Source organism: Isoptericola hypogeus (assembly GCF_039531145.1).
In the GTDB taxonomy this organism is placed as follows: domain Bacteria; phylum Actinomycetota; class Actinomycetes; order Actinomycetales; family Cellulomonadaceae; genus Isoptericola; species Isoptericola hypogeus.
The window spans coordinates 861,198-874,869 of sequence record NZ_BAAAPM010000003.1; the positions used below are offsets into that span (position 1 = coordinate 861,198).

The 13,672-nt window shown below is 73.5% G+C and carries 11 protein-coding genes and 1 tRNA gene; 1 reads left to right on the top strand and 11 read right to left on the bottom strand.

Features of this window, described 5'->3' with window-relative positions:
• Positions 1-379: 379 nt before the first annotated feature.
• Positions 380-455 (bottom strand) — tRNA-Thr (locus tag ABD254_RS06175).
• A 275-nt stretch (positions 456-730) separates the two neighbouring features.
• On the opposite strand from ABD254_RS06175, the gene ABD254_RS06180 reads away from it, so the two are divergent.
• The gene (locus ABD254_RS06180; protein WP_344246663.1) at positions 731-1,648 is read left to right on the top strand and encodes a PrsW family intramembrane metalloprotease; all 918 of its coding nucleotides are present in this window, start codon (positions 731-733) and stop codon (positions 1,646-1,648) included.
• On the opposite strand, the gene ABD254_RS06185 is transcribed toward ABD254_RS06180, so the two are convergent.
• The 10 genes from ABD254_RS06185 to ABD254_RS06230 all read right to left on the bottom strand — a co-directional run bounded on the left by ABD254_RS06185 (position 1,638) and on the right by ABD254_RS06230 (position 13,672).
• Positions 1,638-3,227: an alpha/beta hydrolase gene (locus ABD254_RS06185; RefSeq protein ID WP_344246665.1), complete on the bottom strand. Its 1,590-nt coding sequence runs from the start codon at positions 3,225-3,227 to the stop codon at positions 1,638-1,640. The two genes, ABD254_RS06180 and ABD254_RS06185, sit on opposite strands and share 11 nt — an antisense overlap.
• Before the next feature lie 136 nt (positions 3,228-3,363).
• The gene (locus ABD254_RS06190) at positions 3,364-3,966 is read right to left on the bottom strand and encodes a hypothetical protein (RefSeq protein ID WP_344246667.1); all 603 of its coding nucleotides are present in this window, start codon (positions 3,964-3,966) and stop codon (positions 3,364-3,366) included.
• Positions 3,967-3,973: 7 nt separating this feature from the next.
• Positions 3,974-5,692: an enoyl-CoA hydratase-related protein gene (locus ABD254_RS06195; protein WP_344246669.1), complete on the bottom strand. Its 1,719-nt coding sequence runs from the start codon at positions 5,690-5,692 to the stop codon at positions 3,974-3,976.
• 138 nt (positions 5,693-5,830) lie between these two features.
• A complete protein-coding gene (locus ABD254_RS06200) occupies positions 5,831-6,994 on the bottom strand; it encodes a DNA polymerase III subunit delta' (RefSeq protein ID WP_344246671.1) in 1,164 nt (387 codons plus the stop codon).
• A complete protein-coding gene (gene tmk, locus ABD254_RS06205) occupies positions 6,991-7,656 on the bottom strand; it encodes a dTMP kinase (RefSeq protein WP_344246672.1) in 666 nt (221 codons plus the stop codon). Before tmk ends, ABD254_RS06200 begins: the two co-directional genes overlap by 4 nt.
• A gap of 53 nt (positions 7,657-7,709) precedes the next feature.
• A complete protein-coding gene (locus ABD254_RS06210) occupies positions 7,710-9,035 on the bottom strand; it encodes a sulfatase family protein (RefSeq protein ID WP_344246674.1) in 1,326 nt (441 codons plus the stop codon).
• Positions 9,032-10,345 (bottom strand): glycoside hydrolase 5 family protein, encoded by a 1,314-nt coding sequence (locus tag ABD254_RS06215; protein ID WP_344246676.1) that lies wholly within the window; start codon positions 10,343-10,345, stop codon positions 9,032-9,034. Before ABD254_RS06215 ends, ABD254_RS06210 begins: the two co-directional genes overlap by 4 nt.
• A 26-nt stretch (positions 10,346-10,371) precedes the next feature.
• Positions 10,372-11,820: a sulfatase family protein gene (locus ABD254_RS06220; protein ID WP_344246678.1), complete on the bottom strand. Its 1,449-nt coding sequence runs from the start codon at positions 11,818-11,820 to the stop codon at positions 10,372-10,374.
• Positions 11,821-11,828: 8 nt separating this feature from the next.
• Positions 11,829-12,704, bottom strand: a complete 876-nt coding sequence (locus ABD254_RS06225; RefSeq protein WP_344246680.1) for a carbohydrate ABC transporter permease — start codon at positions 12,702-12,704, stop codon at positions 11,829-11,831.
• Positions 12,701-13,672 carry a carbohydrate ABC transporter permease gene (locus tag ABD254_RS06230; protein ID WP_344246682.1) on the bottom strand — a complete coding sequence of 324 codons (972 nt, stop codon included), beginning with the start codon at positions 13,670-13,672 and terminating at the stop codon, positions 12,701-12,703. Before ABD254_RS06230 ends, ABD254_RS06225 begins: the two co-directional genes overlap by 4 nt.

The following is a 13,672-nucleotide window of genomic DNA, read 5'->3' on the forward strand; positions in this document are numbered from 1 at the left end:
GCGCATCGGATCATCATCGTCCGAACCCGTATCCGTCGCGAGGACGGTCGGCCGAGTCCGGAACGGGAACCTCGCTGGGGTAGCCGAAGTTCGCACCGTACAACGGAGCGCAGCCGGCCACAGCGACCAGCATCAACAGCGCAGGCACGCGACGGGCGAGCGGTGCACGGTGCGTCAGGGCCACGCCGCATCCTAGACGCATGGGGGGACGAGCGGTCCTAGTCGGCGGGCGTCAGATTCCGGGTGAACGGGTCGGAGCAGGTCCAACGGCGGCCCGGGGAGCGCCGGGCGTGCGCGAGATGGCCAAAAGGGTGCCTGAGACGCGAGAAACCCCCGCCGACTCTGGACTGTTCGTCCAGGTCAGCAGGGGTTTCCTTGCTGGAGCCGCCTATCGGAATCGAACCGATGACCTATTCATTACGAGTGAATCGCTCTACCGACTGAGCTAAGGCGGCGTGCTCGCACCGCGCCGAGGGTGTCCCCCGAACAGCGAGCGCGCCCACAGTACCTGACGCCCCGGGCGGACTCCAAAATCGTTCCGGTGACGCCGCCGACGGACAGCCGACGGCACGGCACACGTCCGGCGCCGACGTCGCCACGCGACGGCGACCCGCCGCCCGGCGCGACGATGAGCCGCCCGTACCGCGCGACAGCGGCGAGGTCCCTCGGCATACTTTCGCAGGTGACGGGCGCAGCCGTGCGCCCGGTCCGGTCGCCTGGAGGGACCCCGATGAACGCAACGCCCGCACCGCAGGCCGACCAGGTCACCACGCCCCAGGGGTGGTGGTGGAAGGCCCTGGTGGGCGGCGTCGTGCTGTGGCTCATCACGGCGGCCGTGACGTACTCGACGCAGAACACGAACCTCGTGCCGACCGTCATCCTGCTCGGCAGCTTCCTCGTCCCGTTCTGCGTGGTGCTCCTCGTGCTCGAGCGGGCCTACGGCAGCATCGACACCCTGCGGCTGTTCGCCGCATTCTTCGTCGGCGGCATCTTCGGCGTGCTCGGCGCGTCGATCCTCGAGTCCCGCCTCCTCGAGCCGGCGTGGTGGATGTACTTCGGCGTCGGGGCCATCGAGGAGCTGGTCAAGGCGCTCGTGTTCCTTGTCGTGGGCGCGTCGGTGCTGCCGAAGACGGCGCGCCGCGGGGCGCTGCTCGGCGCGACCGTGGGGGCCGGGTTCGCCGCCTTCGAGTCGGCCGGGTACGCGTTCAACGCCAGCCTGACCCGGCTCGGGCAGATCGACCTCTCCGCGCTGCTGGAGACGGAGGCGGTCCGCGGGCTGCTCACGCCGGTCGGGCACGTCCTGTGGACGGCGATCCTGGGTGCCGCGATCTTCCGCGCCGCCTCGGGGGACGGCAAGTACCGGTTCACCGGCAAGGTCTGGGGGGCCTACGGCCTCGTGCTCCTGCTGCACGCCCTGTGGGACTCGATGGGCTTCATCGCCGGCTGGCTCGCGATCAAGCTCACCGGCGGCGTGCACTATGTGCTCGCCTACGGCCAGCTGCTGCCCACGGCGGCGGACAACGCCGGCCGGATCTCCACGGTCATCTACGTGATCGGGCTCGCCCTGATCTCGTGGGCCGGGATCGTGTTCCTGCGCCGCTGGGGCCGCGCGGAGCCCGGCGAGCTGGAGCACACCGTCAGCAGGTGAGCCCGTCCTCGGGGACGGTGCCGTCCACGAGGTAGCCCTCGACCGCCTTCGCGACGCAGTCGTTGGAGCGCCCGTACGCCGTGTGCCCCTCGCCCTCGTAGGTGACGAGCGTGGCCGTCTCGAGGGTGTCGGCGAGGCCCTCGGCCCACACGTACGGGGTGGCCGGGTCGTTGGTGGTGCCGACGACGACGATGGGCGGCGCGCCCTTCGCGTGCAGGTCGAACTCCTGCTCCGCCTCGGGGTACGGCCAGTCGGCGCAGGTGACGCCGCCGTAGGCGAAGAACCGGCCCATGGTGGGCGCCACGTCCTCGATCTCGGCGGCGTTGGCGCGCATCTCGTCCACGTCGGTGGTGCCGCGGTCGTCGAGGCAGTTGACCGCCCGGAAGCCCTCGGACGAGTTGGTGGCGAACGAGCCGTCCGCGTTCCGGTCGTTGTAGAAGTCGGCGAGGTAGAGCAGCACGTCGCCCTTGCCCTCGTTGATCGCCTCGTCGAGCGCCTGCGTGAGCAGCGGCCAGCTCGCCTCGTCGTACAGCGTCACGGCGACGCCGTAGAACGCGAGCGTCTGGGTGACGTCGCGGTTCGGGTCGGACGTCGGGTACGGGCGCTCGTACGCCTGGTCGAGGACGGCCCGCACCTGGCGCATCCCGTCGTCGACGGACCCGGTGAGCGGGCAGTCGGGGCCGCCCTGGCAGTCCGTGACGTAGGCGCGCAGCGCGTTCTCGAACCCGACCGCCTGGCCCTTCGAGATGTCGTCGGCCGACAGGGACGTGTCGATCGCGCCGTCCAGCACCAACCGGCCCGCGCGGTCCGGGAAGAGGCCCGCGTACGTGGCGCCGAGCTGCGTGCCGTACGAGTAGCCGAGGTAGTTGAGCTTCTCGTCGCCGAGCACGGCACGCATCAGGTCCATGTCGCGCGCCGCGCTCTGCGTGTCCACCTGCCCGAGCAGCTCGCCCGTGCTCTCGGCGCACGCCTCGCCCCACGCCTCGGCCTCGTCGGCCATCGCGGCGAGGCCCGCGTCGTCCGTGCCGAAGTCCTTGCTCAGCGACTCGTCCTTGCGGGCGTCGTCGAAGCACCTCACCGCGGTCGATTCGCCGACGCCGCGCGGGTCGAAGCCGACGATGTCGAACGACTCCTTCACGGGCTCCCCGAACGTCCCGACCGCCGACCGGACGAAGTCCGTGCCGGACGCGCCTGGCCCGCCCGGGTTCACCAGCAGCGACCCGACCTTGTCGCGGTCGCGCCCCTGCGCGCGCGAGCGGACCAGGGCGAGCTCGATGCTGCCGGCGTCGGCGTCGTGCCACGACAGCGGCGCGCTCGCCGTCGCGCACTCGAAGCCGTCCTCGCAGCCGGACCACTCCAGCGACTGGCCGTAGAACTCCTCGAACCCGGCGGGCGCGCCCGAGCCCCCGGCCGAACCGCCGGTCGACGCGTCGGGCGAGGGACTCCCGCTCCCGACGGACGACTGCTCCTTGGCCGGGGTGGAGCACCCGGCGAGGAGGAGGACGCCGGCGACGAGAGCGGCGGCGGCGCGGCGGGCGGTCGTACGGCGGGTGGTCGTGCGGCGCGCGTCGGAATTCACCCGCTCAACCTACCGGTCTCCCCCGCGGGCGCCGGAACGCGGACCCGCCCGCTGTGGACGCCGCCGGGCCCGCTGTGGACGCCGCCGGGACCGTGCCGGCACCGCGCCCGCCACCGCGCGCGGACGGGTTGCGACCTCAGCCCGCGGCCAGCCACGCCATCGGGCCGGTCTCGCCGGCGGCCGCGCGGGGCGCCACCTCGAGGGGGCCGTCGTCGCCGAGCCGGACGGCGACCGGCGCCGTGTCGGCGACGTCGCCCGGCACCACGACGAGGCTCGTCGTCGGCACGTAGTCCATCGTGCAGATCGCGTCCGCGGCCGGCTCCTGGATGGTCACGACGACGGTCTCGTGGGCGTCGTCCCACGCCGCCTCCGGCTCCGCGACCCGGGCGCACGTGCTCGAGCCGTACGTCACGACGTACAGCTGCCCGGCCGCCGGCGCCCAGCCCGCCCCGGCCCGGGACTCCATGGTCCCCTCGACCCCGTCGGGCAGCCCGCGGACCGGCGAGCCCGGCTCCGGCGACGCCGTACCCGCGTCGGGCAGCGGCGCGTCCGTGGCGTCGGCGGTGGGTTCGGCGCTGGGGTCCGCGGGCGAGGCCGTCCCGTCGCTCGGCTTCCCCGTCGAGGTGGACCCCGGTGACGAGCCGGACCCCCCGGAGGGCTCGGGGGCCGCACACGCGGCGGCGAACAGCGCCAGCACGGTGACGGCACCCAGGGCGAGGACACTCTGCCTGCGTCTCATGCGCCGATCATCCCCCGACCGGGGTGGCAAGCGCCCGCTCGCGGGCGAACCGCAGGCGCTCGGGCGTGGCGGTCGGGGCGGCCTTGCGCAGGAAGTCCCGGCGCCGGGCGGCGAAGCCCCGGCGGTCGTCGAAGAGGTCCCGCGCCATCTCGGACAGCTCGATCGTGCGGAAGTACGACAGCGGCCGGTCGGGCGCGCGGCGGGCCGCGGCCGCGGCGGGGTCCTTCCGCCCGTCGGGCGTCGCGAGCCCGGACGCGCGGTCGGCGAGCCACCGGTCGAAGGACGCCGCGTCGCGCGGCCCCACGGCGTCGACCAGCCCCGACGCCGCGGCCTGCGCCGCCGACACAGGCAGCTTCGCAGCGAGAAGCTCGTCGGCGCCGTCGTCCCCGAGGCGCGCCGCGACGGCCCAGGTGTGCAGCTCCGAGCCGAAGATGCCCATGTCGTAGTACGGGTTCAGCACGACGCCGTCGCGGGCGAGCACGACGTCGGCGCACAGGCCCGCCATGACCCCGCCCGCACCGGCGTTTGCGGTGAACGCGGCGACCGTGAGCTGGTCGGCGCGGGCGATCGCCTCGCACAGGTCGTCGATGGCCTGGATGTTGGCCCACGCCTCGGCGGCCGGGTCCACCGCCGCTTCGATCACGCCCAGGTGGATGCCGTTGGAGAACGCGTGCTCCGTGCCGCGCACCACGAGCACCCGCGTGTCCTCGGTGAGCGCCTTCTCCACCGCCGTCGCGAGCCGGTGGCACTGCGCGGTGTGCATGGCGCCGCTGTACGACCGGATCGTGAGGTAGCCGACGTCGCCGTCGCGCACGTACACCGACTCGGCCAGCGCGGCCGGCACGGGGCGGTACGGCACGCCGCGGACGTCGAGCACGTGGGCCGCGGGGAGCTTCGGCCCGCGGCGCTCGGCGAGCGCGGCCGCGTAGCCCACCCACAGGGTGCCGCGGCCGGTCGCGATCGCGACGGCGTCGCCGTCGCGGCCCACGACGGTGCCGGGCTCGGCCGTGCGGCCCGCACGGTCGTCATCCGCGTCGTCGGCCCCGTCGTCGGCCACCGCGGCGTCGAAGAGGCACACGCGGGCGCCGGCGACCGTCGCCGGGGCGCCGGGGGCGCCGTCGGCGGCGGCGATCGTCCGCGCGAGGTCGGCCGCCGCGAGCGACCAGTCGAGCTCGAACGCCGCCCGCCGCAGCAGCGGGAGCTCGCCCGTGCCGGGCACCCCGCCGTCGAGCGTCTCGGGCGGGACGGGCGCCTCGCCCGCCGCGACCTTGCGCAGCACCTCGTCCACGCACGCCATCGCGGCGTCGGCGACCAGGCCGTTGTACAGGGCGCTCTTGGCGACCGGCGGCGAGGGCATCGCGAACGTCGACGTCGCCCACACCGGGCCGGCGTCCATCTCCTCGACCGTGGACAGCGCCGTCACGCCCCAGCGCTCCCGGCCGTCGAGGATCGCGTGGTCGAGCGACGACGGGCCGCGGTCGCCCACCGGGCCCGGGTGCACGACGACCGTCGTCCAGCGCTCCCACACCTCGGCCGGGACGCGGTGCTTGAGGAACGGCGCCAGGATCAGGTCCGGGTCGATCGCCTCGACGGCCGCCGTCAGGGCGTCGGGACCGTCGAACGCCGGGGCCAGCTCGACCCCCACGTCGTGACCGCGCTCCCTCAGGTGGCACCACACGCGCTGCGTGAGTCCGTTGAAAGCCGAGACGAGCAGCAGGATCTTCATGCCAACCCCCACATCAGGTCGCCGGGGCCACCGTGGCCCCTGCCGCGGAACATCACAGGGCATCAGGGGGTGATCAGGCAACTGTCGCCCTGATACACCGCTCCCCTCGGGGTGGCGTCGTGACGTGCACCGACGCGGTCAGCCCTGCGGCCGCAGCGCGACCGTCATCGCCTCCAGGGCGAGGAGCGGTGCCACGTTCCCCTCGAGCCGCTCGCGCGCGGTGCCGATCGCGTCCATCCGGCGGATCGTCTGCTCGGGGGTGGAGTCGGCGGCCAGGGTGCGCACGGCGGCGGCGTGCTCGGTGTTGACCAGCTCGACCGTCGCGCCGAGCTGCACGACGAGCACGTCCCGGTAGAGGGACAGCAGGTCGACCATCGCGCGGTCCAGGACGTCGCGCTGGTGCCGGGTGGCCCGACGCTTCTGGTCGTCCTCGAGCTGCTTGACCTGCGAGCGCAGCCGCGGCGGCAGCGTGTCGCCCTCCTGCACGCCCAGGCCGCGCATCAGCTCGGCCCGCTCGGCGGCGTCGCGCTCGGCCGCCGCCGCGACCGCCTCGGCCTTCGCGACGTCGACGAGCTCCCCGGCCGCGAGCACGGCGTCCCCGACCCCGCGGATGCGGCGGGCGACCTCCAGCACGGCGTCGCGCCGCCGGCGCGCCTCGGGGTCGCGCGCGAGCCGGCGGGCGAGGCCGACGTGCGACTGGGCCGCCCGGGCGGCCGTGAGCGCGAGCTGAGGGTCGACGCCGTCGCGGCGCACCAGCAGCTGGGCCACGTCGCCGGCCGGCGGCACCCGCAGCACGACGCCTCGGCAGCGCGACCGGATCGTGGGCAGCACGTCCTGCGCGCTGGGGGCGCACAGCACCCACACGGTGTGCCGGGGCGGCTCCTCGATGGACTTGAGCAGCACGTTCGTGGTGCGCTCGGCCATGCGGTCGGCGTCCTCCACGACGATCACCCGGTACCGGCCGGACGACGGCGTGCGGACGGCGGTGCCGATGAGGTCGCGCACCTCGTCGATCGTGATGACGACCTTGTCCGTGGCCACGACGGTGAGGTCCGGGTGCGTGCCCGCCAGCGTGGTCGTGCAGGCGTGGCACCGGCCGCAGCCGCCGGCCTCGCCGCCGGACCCGTCGTCGGGGCCCGTGCACTGCAGCGCGGCGGCGAACGCCCGCGCCGCGACCGAGCGACCGGAGCCGGGCGGGCCGGTGACCAGCCAGGCGTGCGTCATCGCGGCCGGGTCCGTCGCGGCGCGGCGCAGCACCGCCACGGCATCCGGCTGGCCGACGACGTCGTCCCAGACGCTCACGCGCGCCCCTCCGCCGACGTGGCCTCGTCGACGACGGGCGTGAGGTCGAGCCGGGCCGCGACGTCCACGCGGAGCTGGGCCTGCACGTCGTCGCGCGTGGCGGACGCGTCGACCACGAGCCAGCGCCCCGGGTCGGCCGCCGCGCGCCGCAGGAACGCCTCGCGGGTGCGTCGGTGGAAGTCCTCCCCCGCCCGCTCCAGGCGGTCGGGCGTGCCGGACAGCCGGGCCGCGCCGGCGGCCGGGTCGAGGTCGAGCAGCACGGTCACGTCGGGCAGCAGGCCGCCGGTGGCCCACAGCGACAGGCGCTCCACGTCGTCCTCCGACAGCTCGCGCCCGCCGGCCTGGTACGCGACGGACGAGTCGAGGTAGCGGTCCGTGACGACGATCGCGCCCCGCCCGAGCGCCGGCCGCACGACCGTGGCCACGTGGTGGGCGCGGTCGGCGGCGTAGAGCAGGGCCTCCGCGCGCGGGCCCATGTCCTCGCCGTGCAGCACCGCCTGCCGCAGCTGCGCGCCGAGCTGCGTGCCGCCCGGCTCGCGCGTGGTCACGACCTCGCGCCCGGTGACCTCGCCGAGCCACCGCCCGAGCAGGCGCACGTGCGTCGACTTGCCGACGCCGTCGCCGCCCTCGAACGACACGAAGTACCCGGGTGCGTTGCTCACGCGGACACCCTAGTCGGGCGCGCCCACACGCCCCGAGGCGCGCGGGCGGGTCCCTACAGCCACGGGGTCGGGTCCCAGCCGAACGACGCCGCCCAGTCGTCCAGCGCCTCGCCCAGGGCGGCCGCGACCCCGGGCACCCGCTCGCGCGCGTCCGTCGTCTCCGCGGGGTCGGTCTCGAGGTCGACGAGCATCTCGTCCAGCACGAACGGGCCGCCGAGGACCTCGCGCGGCGAGCGCACGAGCTTCCACCGGCCGCGCCGCACGGCGAGCTGCGGGCCGTACTCCCAGAACAGGTCGCGCTCCGCACCGGTGCCCCCGGCCCAGCCGGGCACGACGCCGTCGACCCGGCCGGGGACCGGCACGCCGGCCGCGGTGAGGATCGTGGGCAGCAGGTCCATCATGGCGCCGGGCTCGGTGATCTCCGTGCCGCGGTCCACCACGCCGGGCCAGCGCACGATCGTGGGCATCCGGATGCCGCCCTCGAAGAGCGAGCCCTTGGCGCCGCGGAGCCCTCCGGCCGAGCCGCCCTGGTAGTCGATCTCCTCGCCGTTCAGCCAGTTCCGCGACTCCGCCGACGGACCGTTGTCGGAGGAGAACACCACGATGGTGCGGTCCCGCTGCCCCGAGTCGTCGATCGCGGCGAGGATGCGGCCGACGCCGTCGTCCATCGCCGAGATCATCGCCGCCATGATGCGCCGGTCCGGCTCGAGGTCGGGGAACCTGTCCAGGTACTCGCGCGGGGCGTGCATCGGGTAGTGCGGCGCGTTGAACGGCACGTAGCAGAGGTACGGGTCGTCGCCGCAGCCGGAGATGAAGTCCGCCGCACGCTCGGCGATCACCTCGGTGAGGTACCGGCCGTTGTCGTAGATCTCCTCGCGGTCCTGCCACAGGTCGTGGACCGGGTTCCCGGCCCCCCAGTAGAAGATGTGCGAGTAGTAGTCGACGCACCCCGCCAGGATGCCGGTGTGGGTGTCGAACCCGTGGTCGAGCGGCGTGTGGCCCGCCGCCGTCCCCAGGTGCCACTTGCCGAAGATGCCGGTGCGGTAGCCGGCGCCGCGCAGCGTCGTCGCCAGGGTGGGCTGCTGCGGCAGCCCCTCCGTCCCGCGCTTGCCGCCGAGGATCTCCTGCACGCCGGCGTGCACCGGGTACCTCCCGGTGAGCAGCGCCGCCCGCGACGGCGAGCACACCGGCGCGTTGGAGTACCAGTGCGTCAGCCGCGCACCGTCCCGGGCCAGCCCGTCGAGGTACAGGGTGTCGACGTCCTCGGAGCCGAAGCACCCGAGGTCCCCGTAGCCCAGGTCGTCCGCGTAGATGACGACGACGTTCGGCCGCTGCGGCGCTGGGGTCGCGGGGCGGCGGCTTCCCGGGACGTCGCTCATCGGGACGCCGCCTCCGGGACCACGGTGTTGACGGCCTGGTAGACGGCGCGCGGACCGTCCTGGGGCACGCGCACGAGCTCGGCGATCCCCCGGGCCGCGAGGCTGCCGGCGTCGACCGCGGACGAGAGCACGAGCGCGGGGTGCGCCCCCTCGCGCGCCAGCGCCATCCACGCCTCGAAGACCGCGCCGCCCGGTCCGAGCGAGCCCCGCGAGTCGGGCAGGTCGTCGGCGTCGACGTCCACGACGACGCCGACCGTCCGCGCCGGCGTCGCGGGAGGGGACGACCTCAGGTCGGCGGCGACCTCCGCGAGGCGGCGGCCGATGGGCTTGGCCCGGCGGTCCGAGTCGATCAGGCCCAGGCTGTACTCCAGCTCGGGGAAGTCGCCGAACCGGCGCGGCACGTCGTGCGAGCACCACCAGGTGACGCCCCACAGGTTCTCGGTCGTCGCGGCCGACCGGACGGTCGCCTCGAGGAACCCCGGCGCCTCGTCGGCGCTCATGCAGTTGAGGGGTGCCCCCACCTCCTGCAGCCAGACCGGCCGGCCGGGGTCGGTGGCGAACGCCCGGGACAGCTCGATGAGGTACTCGGCGTGGTGGTCCGACTCGAACGACCGGCCGCCGTAGCGCTGGGCGGTGCCGTTGAAGACCCACGAGTGGATCGACGTCAGCGCGCCCGCGCGGGCGACGTGCGTCGGCGCGAACGGGTGGTCGTCGAGGTACCAGACGGCGTCGTAGGCGCTGTGCAGGTGCTCCTTGCCGGGCGCCGTGGCCTCGGCCGCGCCGAGCAGCGCCTCCAACCACCGCGTCACCTGGCCGGCGTCGGCCCGCATGGGGCTCGGGTGCGGGTCGCCGGAGAACTGGTTGAGCTCGTTCCCGAGCGTCAGCCCGAGGAAGTTCGGCGCGTCGACCAGGCCCGCCGCCAGCCGCTCCACCAGGAGCACCTGGCCCGCGACGGCGTCCGGGTCGGTGAACATGTTGGTGCGGTGCCAGGAGCCCAGCCAGGCGGGCACGAAGTCGAAGCTCGACAGGTGCCCCTGGATGACGTCCACGCTGGCGTCCAGGCCGTGCTCGGCGGCGGCGTCGACGACCCGGCGGACGTCGTCGACGGCCTGGGGCCGCACCCACGTCCGGTTGGGCTGCAGCACCGGCCACAGCGGCAGGACCCGCACGTGGTCGAGGCCGAGCTCGGCGAGGCCGGCGAAGTCCCGCCGGACCTCGTCGAGGTCGAGGTCCATCCAGGAGTACATCCACGACTGGGACGGGGTGTAGTTCGCGCCGAAGCGCAGGCGCGGACGTTCGATGGGGCTCATCTGCTGGGGGATCCTCGGGGTTCGGGTCAGAGCCGGCCGAGCGCGGCGGCGCGCTCGGCGGGGCTGGGTCGCACGTACGCGTCGTCGCCGAGCTCCGCCTGGAGCTTCGCGAGCTGACCGGTCAGCTCGTCGCGGACGTCGCGGTACGCCGGGTCGTCGTGGACGGAGCGCAGCTCCTGCGGGTCGGTCTCGAGGTCGAAGAGCTCCCACTCCGGCGGATAGGTCGTGTTCCTCGTGTTGGGCAGGCCCAGCCCGTCGGCGTAGTAGTAGATGAGCTTGTACCGGTCGGTCCGCACGCCGTAGTGCGCCCACACGTGGTGCTCGCGGTCGTCGTGCTCGTAGAACCGGTAATAGAAGCTGTCGCGCGCCGGGGCGTCCGCCTCCCCGGCGAGGGTCGGCAGGAGGCTGATCCCCTGCATCCGGGGAGGTGCGGGGACGCCCGCGGCGTCGAGGATCGTCTGCGCGAGGTCGACGTTGGAGACCAGCGCCTCGGTGCTCCGGCCCGCGGGGACCTTGCGGGGGTAGCTCATCACCAGCGGCATGCGGAGGGACTCCTCGTACATGAACCGCTTGTCGAACCAGCCGTGCTCGCCCAGGAAGAACCCCTGGTCGGACCCGTAGATCGTGAGCGTGTCCGCGGCCTCGCCGCGCGCCGCGACGTGGTCGACCAGCCGACCGACGTTCTCGTCGACGGCGGCCACGCACCGCAGGTAGTCGGCCATGTAGCGCTGGTACTTCCAGCGCGCGAGCCCGTCGTAGTCGAGCCCCTCGGGCGGGTCCTCCTTGAGATCCACGTCCGTCAGGTCCTCGGCGACGCGCATGGTGGCGTGATGGGCCGGGGTGCCCCGGCCGGAGTAGTCGTCGTCGAACGTCTCCGGCAGGGGGATCTCCGCGGTGTAGAGGCCCATGTGCCGCTCGTGCGGGACCCAGGGGCGGTGGGGTGCCTTGAACCAGACGAGCACGCACCAGGGCTCGTCGCCCTCCTGCTCGTCGAGCCACGCGATCGCGCGGTCCGTGAGGAGATCGGTCGCGTAGCCCTCGAGCTCGACCGGGCCGTCGGCGGTGAGGAAGACCGGGTCGGTATAGGTCCCCTGGTCCGCGTGGATCTCCCAGTGGTCGAACCCCTGCGGGTCGTGCCCCTCCCCGTGCCCCAGGTGCCACTTGCCGAAGATCGCGGTGCGATAGCCCGCGGCCTTGAGCTCGGACACGAAGGTGGGCTGGCCGGAGTCCATCGGCGTGGCCAGCGTGGTCACGCCGTTGACGTGGCTGTAGGTGCCCGTGAGGATCGCGGCTCGCGACGGCGTGCACAGCGCGTTGTTGACCAGCGCGCGGTCGAACCGCACGCCGTTCTCCGCGATGGCGTCGATGCGGGGCGTCGTGTTGACGCGCGAGCCGTAGGCGCTGATCGCCGCCGAGGCGTGGTCGTCCGTGAGGAAGAACAGGACGTTCGGACGGCGCGGTGACTGGTCGTTCATCGGTTCACTCATCCCTTGATCGCGCCCTCGCCGATGCCCCGGAAGAAGTAGCGCTGCAGCACGAAGAAGAAGACCACCAGCGGGAGGATCGCGATCATCGTGCCGGCGGCGATGACTCGGGGGTCCCCCTGGAAGGTGCCCTGGAGGAAGTTCAGCCCGACCGTGAGCGTGTACTTCGCCTGGTCGGACAGGACGATCAGCGGCCACAGGAACGAGTCCCACGCCCCCACGAACGCGAAGATCGCGACGACGGCGATCGTGCCGCGCACCGACGGGACCGCGAGCCGGCGGAACCGCTGCCACGCGTTCGCGCCGTCGATGATCCCGGCCTCCTCGAGCTCGTTCGGGATGGCCGACATCGCGTTGCGCATGAGCAGCACGTTCAGCGCCCCGACCGCCGACGGCAGGATGACGCCGAGCAGGGTGTTGTTGATGCCCATCGACAGCGTGAGCATGTACTTCGCGATGAGGACGACCTCGCCCGGCACGAGGATCGCGACGATGAAGAGGATGAACGCGAGCCGCTTGCCGCGGAAGTCCATCTTCGCCAGCGCGTACCCGGCGCACGTGGCGCCGATGACGTTGGTCGCCACCACGGCGGCGGCGACCACCAGCGAGTTCACCGCGTACTGCCAGATGGGCACGATCTCGCCGACGCGGGCGTAGGCGTCGAGGCTCGCGTTCTGCGGCCACAGCTGCGGGGGCGAGGAGTAGAGATCCACCCCGTGGCCCTTCAGCGACGTCGACAGCTGCCACAGCAGCGGCCCCAGGCAGACGATCGTCATGAGGACCAGGCCGGCGTAGCGCCACGCGTTGAGCGTGCGGCGCCGGCGGACCAGGCGCCGGCGGGCCGGCGAGACCTCGACGGGCACAACGGCGGTCATTTCTCGTCCCCCTTGGTCTGCATCTTGAGCGTCGCGATCATCAGCCCGATCGTGATGAGGAAGACGACGATCGAGAGCGCGGAGGCGTAGCCGACGTCGGCGTCGAGCCCCGTGCCGACGCGCTGGATGAGCATGACCATCGTCATGTCGGCGCCACCCGGCCCGGCGCTGTTGCCGGACAGCACGTAGATCTCGGTGAAGACGCGGAACGCCGCGACCGACGACAGGGCCGCGACCAGCACCATCGTGTTGCGCACCCCGGGCACGGTGACGGAGGTGAACCGCCGCCACCACCCCGCGCCGTCCATGGCGGCCGCGTCGTAGAGGTCCTTGCCGACGTTGGCGAGCGCCGCCAGGTACACGACCATGTACCAGCCGAGGCCGGTCCAGACCGTGACGAGCATGGCGCTCGCGAGCAGCAGCCACCGGTCCGTGAGGAACGGGACCGGCGCCGTGACGACGCCGAGCGCCTGCAGCGTCTGGTTCACCAGGCCCTGGCTGTCGAGCATCCAGGACCACATGATGCCGACGGCCACCGTCGACGAGACCACGGGCACGTAGTAGCTGGTGCGGAAGAACCCCGCGCCGGGCAGCTTCGTGTTCACGAGCATGGCGAGGAACAGCGGCAGCACCACCATGCACGGCACGACGACGACCATGTAGAGCACCGAGTTGAACAGCGCCGTCCAGAACCGTTCGTCCTCGAGCATGCGGCTGAAGTTCTCCAGCCCGATGAACTGGCCGCCGCCGAGCCGGCTGGCGTCCGTGAAACCCAGGACGACGGTGTTGAAGAACGGGAAGACCGTGAAGAGCGCCTCGGTCACGACCGCGATCGCGAGGAACAGCCAGGGCGTGAACCACGCGTGCCGGGCGGCCCGGCGGGCGGGGGCCGCCCGGTCCGGGTTCCGTCGCGAGGACGGTTCCCGGACCGGGCGGCTCGCCGCCGACGTCGTCGTCGGAGTGGCCAC

Coding starts and splice junctions, on each gene's coding strand:
- ABD254_RS06220 (WP_344246678.1), bottom strand. CDS start 11,820: ATGAACGACCAGTCACCGCGCCGTCCGAACGTCCTGTTCTTCCTCACG.
- ABD254_RS06195 (WP_344246669.1), bottom strand. CDS start 5,692: ATGAAGATCCTGCTGCTCGTCTCGGCTTTCAACGGACTCACGCAGCGC.
- ABD254_RS06225 (WP_344246680.1), bottom strand. CDS start 12,704: ATGACCGCCGTTGTGCCCGTCGAGGTCTCGCCGGCCCGCCGGCGCCTG.
- ABD254_RS06210 (WP_344246674.1), bottom strand. CDS start 9,035: ATGAGCGACGTCCCGGGAAGCCGCCGCCCCGCGACCCCAGCGCCGCAG.
- ABD254_RS06215 (WP_344246676.1), bottom strand. CDS start 10,345: ATGAGCCCCATCGAACGTCCGCGCCTGCGCTTCGGCGCGAACTACACC.
- ABD254_RS06190 (WP_344246667.1), bottom strand. CDS start 3,966: ATGAGACGCAGGCAGAGTGTCCTCGCCCTGGGTGCCGTCACCGTGCTG.
- ABD254_RS06180 (WP_344246663.1), top strand. CDS start 731: ATGAACGCAACGCCCGCACCGCAGGCCGACCAGGTCACCACGCCCCAG.